Below are 6,635 nucleotides of genomic sequence, written 5' to 3' on the forward strand. Positions count from 1 at the left end.
GGGAACATTATAATGAGAGCCTAACTGACGGGAAAATCTTGCCTTTTCCGGGGCAAAGTCATAAAATAGAGACAAGAAATGAGGAGGATAGTCATGGCAGATTTTCATATCAATCGGACAAATGACGCGGTATTCAAGGCGGTATTTGCCAAGCATCCGCAGATAACATTGGCGCTCATCAATGCTTTTTTCGAATTTCAAGGCACGGAGCTTATCGAAGATATTGAGTTTATTGATCGGGAAATGGATGCAGATGAGTATGAGGGTAAGGAGTCACGGCTGGACATTTTAGGCCGCACGGCTTACGGCACCAAGGTCAATATCGAAATGCAAGTCAATGCGCTGGCTGCCATGGGCGAGCGTTCCGTTTACTATTGGGCTCGGAACTATGCCGACCTCAAGCGGGGCGAAGAATACGACCAGCTCAATCGCACCGTGGCCATCAACATTCTGGGCTTCAATCTGTTTGACGCAGGTAAATACCCGGATATGCACAGCTGCTTTGGCATCTATGATGTGAAGACCGGCTGTCAGCTGACGGATAAATTGGAAATTCATTTTCTTGAACTACTGAAATTCAAGAGCAAGAACGTGAAAGATATGAATCGCATGGAGAAATGGGCAGCCTATTTCTCCCCCAGCACTCCGGACGAGGAACTGGCGGAAATCGCCGCCAGTGAGGCTGCCATCAAAGAAGCAATGGAGGTGGAAGATGTGTTTACCAAGGACGAAGTGGCCAAACGCTCCTATGAAAAAGCAGAAAAATTCCGCCGTGATCAGGCAGCACAGTTGAATTTTGCCAGACAAGAGGAAAGACTGAAGGCCGTAGCCATGCTTAAAAAGTTAAAGATAAGCAAAGACTTGGCTATTGCACAGATTATCGAAAATTATGCTCTTTCCAACGAGGAAGCAGTTGCTTTAGTAAATAGTTGTTGGTAAGGTGACGGAAGACGTGTTTACCAAGGACGAAGTGGCCAGATGTAAAAAATAAAACAACTGATGAAGAGATTTGCCGTAACACTGGTTGTACATGCGAAGATGTTCTACAGGTTAAGGCATTGCTTTGACAAAGGTGTAGGGGGCTGTTGTACGTGATTTAACGTGCAGCAGCTTTTTTGGTTGTCATAAAAAAGATGGGACTGGTGCTTGGACTGTCGTATCGGTCTCTTTTTATGAGCTATAGGAAGGATTTTTGTCAGGGATTAGAGAAGTTAAGCAAGTGCGAATATTTGGATAAATGGATGGGGGATGCATATGGGAAAAGAGTTTTACGAGGGAAATGTGTTACATAATCCCAAATATAAAAAGCAACAAGAAGTATTCAATTCCTACCAAATTGCAGTGGAAAATGCCGCCAATGCTGAACCGCTGACAAAATGTCATGCTAAACAAGGGCATGGCTTTGGTGCTGAACGGGCAAATAACCTAATCGATAGAGCTCATGGCAAAGATGCGATTATATTAGGAGATGATAATAAGAAAAATGGGCCTGACCGTCAGGTCGATGGTGTTCTTATACAGACGAAGTATTGCCAGACGGCAGCTGAATCTGTTAATGCAGCTTTTCGTAATGGCACTTATCGATATATTGATGCTGAAGGTAATTTTATGCAATTAGAAGTGCCGAAAGATCAATATCATGAGGCTGTACAGCATATGCGGCGAAAGATTGAGCAGGGGCAGGTGCCGGGAACAACAAATCCTGATGATGCAACAAAAATAGTTCGGCAGGGAAATGTTGACTATGCGACAGCCAAGAGGATAGCCAAGGCAGGAAACATAGACTCCTTAACATTTGATGCCGTTCATGGTGCGATTATTGCGACAACGGCATTGGGCATATCTGCAACGATTACATTTGCTCAGGCAGTTTGGCGCGGGGAAGATGCAAACAAGGCTTTAGAAATGTCAATATGCAGTGGAATCAAAGCCGGTGGAATTGCCTTTGCCAGCTCGGTTTTGACCGCGCAATTAGCAAGAACAGGACTGAATCAGATGTTGATGGCTCCCTCTATTAAGTTGGTGCAAATGCTGCCAAGCAGTGTGCGGCATGAGATGGTAAATGTATTACGGGATGCAGCAAAAATAAATACGAAAATATATGGTCAAGCGGCGACAAATAATTTAGCTAAGGGGTTAAGGGCAAATTTTGCGGCAGCGGCAATTACAACCATTGTCATGTCCGCCGGGGATATCAGTAATTTCTTTCAAAGCAAGATATCTGGCAAACAGTTGTTTAAGAATATGTCTACAGTTGCTAGTGGTGTGGTGGGCGGTTATATCGGTTATGCTGCTGGGCTGGTATTAGCAGGCCCATTGGGAGCCTTTGTCGTTGGGTTAGTTGGTGGAACGTTATCTGGTGAAGCAACGAAAAAATTGCTGGATAAATTTATTGAAGATGATGCTGTGCAAATGGTAGCGATTCTGAATCAACAAATTGTACTGTTGGCACAGGAATATTTGCTCAGCGAAGAAGAATTGAAGATTGTTGTGGATGAATTACAGGATGTTTTGCAAGCTGGGGCACTACTCTATATGTACGCTAGTGAGGATAAAGTGATATTTGCTAATGAATTGCTGACTGAGACGATAGAAGATGTTATAAAATGGCGCGTCAACATAGTGATACCTGATAATGAAAAGATACAAACAGGTATAGGGATTGCCCTCAGTAAAGCGCAGACAAGCGATGGTTTGAATGAATATACAATGGCGGCTCAATTAGACAGTCAAAAGATAGGGGAAAGATTATTAGGACGTTGCTTGTCAGAGCGAGCCGCACGCAAAGCGTGGTATGTGACAAGACAGATAAATGTGATATCACAACAGCAAGAATTGTTATTGCAGACAATGGCCGCTGATGAGAAGCAATATAAAGAACGAAATTGGGAATTACAGAGAGAAAAAGAAAATTGTAAGGCAGAGGTAAAACGGTTATTGGAGGGTATGGATAATGGCAAATGAACTTATGCTTGTTAAAGGTGATGTCTTTACGACAGAGGAGCGCAGTGCCTTTGAAGCGGAATTGGATAAGTATGTAATGCGGAATCAAAATAATCGGCAGGAGATAAATCAGTTGGTTTTTGAAGCTGTAGCTACGATGACAGAAGCTGATGAAGCACAGGCCGAGTTGGAAAATAAATCTTTTTTGCAAAGATTGGTGGGAGGATTAACTGGCAGTAATAAGGCGTTGCAGGATAAAATCAATAAGAATCGTGCTGCGGCCCAGTATGCTGCTCAGCAGACATTGAATAAACTGGCAGAGCAAAATATGATGAGTTATGAATTGATTGTTGCTGTAAATAATAAGCTTAATGCTTCGCTGAACGAGGCAAATGAAGAGTTTAAAAATATTTATAGCGGATTGGCGAAATTTTTACGTCGCAGTGTTAATGCCTTAGTTATGATAGAAGAGCGTTTAGAAAAGATAGAACATAATGTGGAATTGGGTAGATGGAAGGATATGATTCGCTTTAAAGAATTAGATGATACGGAATATCAGGAGCTGAGTCCAACAGGGAAAATTGTATGTATTGCAAGAGATTTCTATGAAAAGACGAAGGGGACTTGGTCAACAGAAGATTTGCTGTATATCAGAAGCGTAATGGCGGAGATTGGTATTCAACAGAAAGATAAAGTGAATTATTATCAGGTATTGCAAGAGATTAATACAAATAAAGCAATTAAAGATAAATTATTGGGAGATGTGAAAACGTTACAAAATGTAAAGCCGCAGTATATGATTTCAATGGGGGTGTTGGGTAAACTGGATAGTTTGTCATCCCAAGAAAAGTATGTGGTTGAAACAATGAGTACATTCTTACGGGATAAGGGCGTTAATATAACCGAACAGGAAGTATGTGATAACTTAACACAAAAATATATACATGATATAGCTGGTGTGAATTTGAATGTGGATGTTGATGCCTACGATATGATATTGGATTTGCTTTACAATATAAAAGGCTTAGAAGATATAGATAGTACAACGGCAATTACTGCCGAAACACCTGTGGCAATGATAACGACAAATGAGGAAATAGATTTTAAGATGGAAGAGGAAGTTACGGAAGATAATCGAGAGGAACAGGATCGTGAAGATAAAGGGATGTATTTGTGGGAACAGGCTCATGAATTTGAAGAAACAGATAAAGAAAAATATTTACAACTACTAAAGGAGTCTGCTGCACTAGGCAATGCGGATGCTATGTTCGATATTGGCTATTACTATGAAGATGCGGAAAATAATACGGATTTAGCAAAGCACTGGTATGAAAATGCATCTCAAGCGGGAGATACTGCAGCTTTGGTGAGGTTGGGACACATTTATAAGCATGAAGAAGACTATAAACATGCTGAAAGATACTATAAAAAGGCCGCAGATTCAAACAATGAATATGGAATGTATTACCTTGGATGGTTTTATGAATGTTATAAAGATGATAACGTTAGTGCGTCAAGTTGGTATACAAAAGCAGCTGAACTTGGACATGATGGAGCAATGACAGGTCTAGGACGATATTACAGAGAACAGGAAGATTACAATAGTGCAATGGATTGGTTCAAGAAAGCTGCACAAAAAGGCAATGCTGAGGCTAAAAATTTAATTGGAGTTATGCATTATAGAGGTGAAGGAGTAAAGTGCGAATATAAGAAAGCCTTTTCATGGTTTGAAAAGGCAGCCAAGGCTGGGGATGCTTGGGGAATGTATAATTTGGCACAATGTTATGAGAATGGATATGGGGTTATTAAGAATTGGGATAAGGCAGTAGAATGGTATGAAAAATCAGCTGAAGCAGGAAATGAAGAGGCAAAGAATAGATTAGCTGAAAATATTGTAGCTTCAAATAAAACAAAATCAGATCTAAGGAAAACGGATATAATTGCTGAACTTTTGGGTGTGTTAATTAATGGAAAATTAAAAAATGGAACTTTTTTGTGGAAAACAGAGGGTGATGAAGTGGTAAAAAGCCACAATTTCCCTTATCAAAAATGGCGTGATGAAGCAGTTAGAAATTTTTTTGAGCATTATAAAGGAAGTAATGATTGCGTAATTGGAGGGCTAAGAGAAACTAATGTACTTACATCTGATGAATATTTAATCTTTAAGGATTATTGTATGATCATTAGAACTGCTTGGGGAGAGTTAATACAAATCAAGTATTGTGATATAGAAAATGTAAGTATTGAAGGGGAGTATAATAATGAATTGATGTACAAAACTAAAGGGGGAAATAAAAGAGAGTTGGAAGGAAATAGGTCATACTTATGGAAAAAATATGCCGGATTGTATGGGATTAGATTATTTCTTCTAGTAATGGCAAAAATTTGTGGCGATTGTAAATATAAATTTAATGATGATGAAATAATGCGACTTTCAAAGATAAAATTAGAAACTTTGGATGGGGATTCTATTTTAGAGTATTTTTAAAAATGTATTAGGATGTTATGATGGCGGTGATTTACATGGGCAGGGGAAAATGATTCAGTCGCAAATTATATATGGGCAGTGCGTGGCTGTTTTTTCTATAAATGGGGGAGATTAGTGATGGCTGAAAATTGGTTGGGTAAAGGGAAATCAGCCGATATGGCAGGTGATTATGAAATTGTTGATAGTGGAGATATGTATGCACTTTATGAAAGTGCACGATTTGCAAAAAACTATTGAAATAAAAAAGAAATTGAACTTTTAATAAAAGCCTCCGCACGTGGTTGTTTTTTATCGATGAACGAACTGGGGGATATATGCAGCTGATAGAAAGGGAAAAGAAGCTGGTGATTGGTATAAAAAATCAGGAGATAAAGGCTGCGATTATGGTTGGTATAGATTGGGTGAGATTTATCATCACGGTTTGAAGGGAGTAGGTATGGATAAAGAACGGGCAAAAGAGTGTTATATGCGTGCTGTAAATTTAAGGGGATCTTATTATCAGGCAGCAAATAGAGAGTTGGCTAAGCTGAAATAATATCACTGCTATCTGCGTGTAATTTACGAATGATGTATATTTGCCGGCCAAGAGCTGGCTCAAAAATAAGAGAGCCTTGCAGGTTACCAGTCTGCAGGCTCTCTTACTGATGTAAACTTGTGGTTGACATCTTGTTTTGTTGTAAATATGGCCAGCAGTTTTGTGGCTGCATGGCTCTACGACAGGATCCGAAATAGCGGCAATCGTTAATCCTTGTATGAGGCATGGCCTTACCATGCGCTCATTTGTATGTTATTGTACCATCCTATTTAGGCATTGGCAAGAAATTTGTGTAATCCGTCAAGCATGGGGCGCTATTTTTGCCAGCAAATCATCTTCCAGGAGGGTGTGAATAAAAGTCTGTAAATAGGTCTTCTATGAATTGCTTAAAGAGCCGCATCAAAATTTTTACAATCTATCAGGATACATAATCGTCAGCTCGCCTCTGACCTTGCCCCAGTTCCGAATGGGCATAGACCATTTCTTGGTAGCCTCAAACGTTGCCAGATACAAGGCCTTTAACAGGGCCTGCTGACTGGGGAAAACACTTCTCTGGCTGTTCAGACGGCGATATGAGGAGTTCAGGCTCTCAATGGCGTTGGTCGTGTAAAACGCTGTACGGACGTCTGTTGAGAACTTGAAGATCGGCGTTATTACATCCCAGTTGTC

Annotated in this window: 4 protein-coding genes; 3 read left to right on the plus strand and 1 reads right to left on the minus strand. The window is 40.2% G+C overall.

Translation table 11 applies throughout. The features are described 5' to 3' along the window. Nucleotides 1-93: 93 nt before the first annotated feature. The 3 genes from BLQ59_RS13325 (at nt 94) to BLQ59_RS13335 (ending at nt 5,431) form a co-directional block, all read left to right on the plus strand. Nucleotides 94-939: an Rpn family recombination-promoting nuclease/putative transposase gene (locus BLQ59_RS13325; protein WP_074573342.1), complete on the plus strand. Its 846-nt coding sequence runs from the start codon at nt 94-96 to the stop codon at nt 937-939. A 315-nt stretch (nt 940-1,254) separates the two neighbouring features. Beyond that, nucleotides 1,255-2,964, plus strand: a complete 1,710-nt coding sequence (locus BLQ59_RS13330; RefSeq protein WP_074573343.1) for an ammonium transporter family protein — start codon at nt 1,255-1,257, stop codon at nt 2,962-2,964. Then, a complete protein-coding gene (locus BLQ59_RS13335) occupies nt 2,954-5,431 on the plus strand; it encodes a tetratricopeptide repeat protein (RefSeq protein ID WP_074573344.1) in 2,478 nt (825 codons plus the stop codon). Before BLQ59_RS13330 ends, BLQ59_RS13335 begins: the two co-directional genes overlap by 11 nt. A 943-nt stretch (nt 5,432-6,374) precedes the next feature. Here the strand turns inward: BLQ59_RS13335 and BLQ59_RS13340 are convergent. After that, on the minus strand, nt 6,375-6,635 hold a 261-nt coding region (locus tag BLQ59_RS13340; RefSeq protein ID WP_143005365.1), incomplete at its 5' end, for a transposase.

It is taken from the genome of Pseudoselenomonas ruminantium (genome assembly GCF_900104055.1).
In the GTDB taxonomy this organism is placed as follows: Bacteria; Bacillota; Negativicutes; order Selenomonadales; family Selenomonadaceae; genus Selenomonas_A; species Selenomonas_A ruminantium_C.

Excerpts from the sequence above, each read along its gene's own strand:
- BLQ59_RS13330 (WP_074573343.1), top strand. The coding sequence starts at position 1,255 with ATGGGAAAAGAGTTTTACGAGGGAAATGTGTTACATAATCCCAAATAT.
- BLQ59_RS13325 (WP_074573342.1), top strand. The coding sequence starts at position 94 with ATGGCAGATTTTCATATCAATCGGACAAATGACGCGGTATTCAAGGCG.
- BLQ59_RS13335 (WP_074573344.1), top strand. The coding sequence starts at position 2,954 with ATGGCAAATGAACTTATGCTTGTTAAAGGTGATGTCTTTACGACAGAG.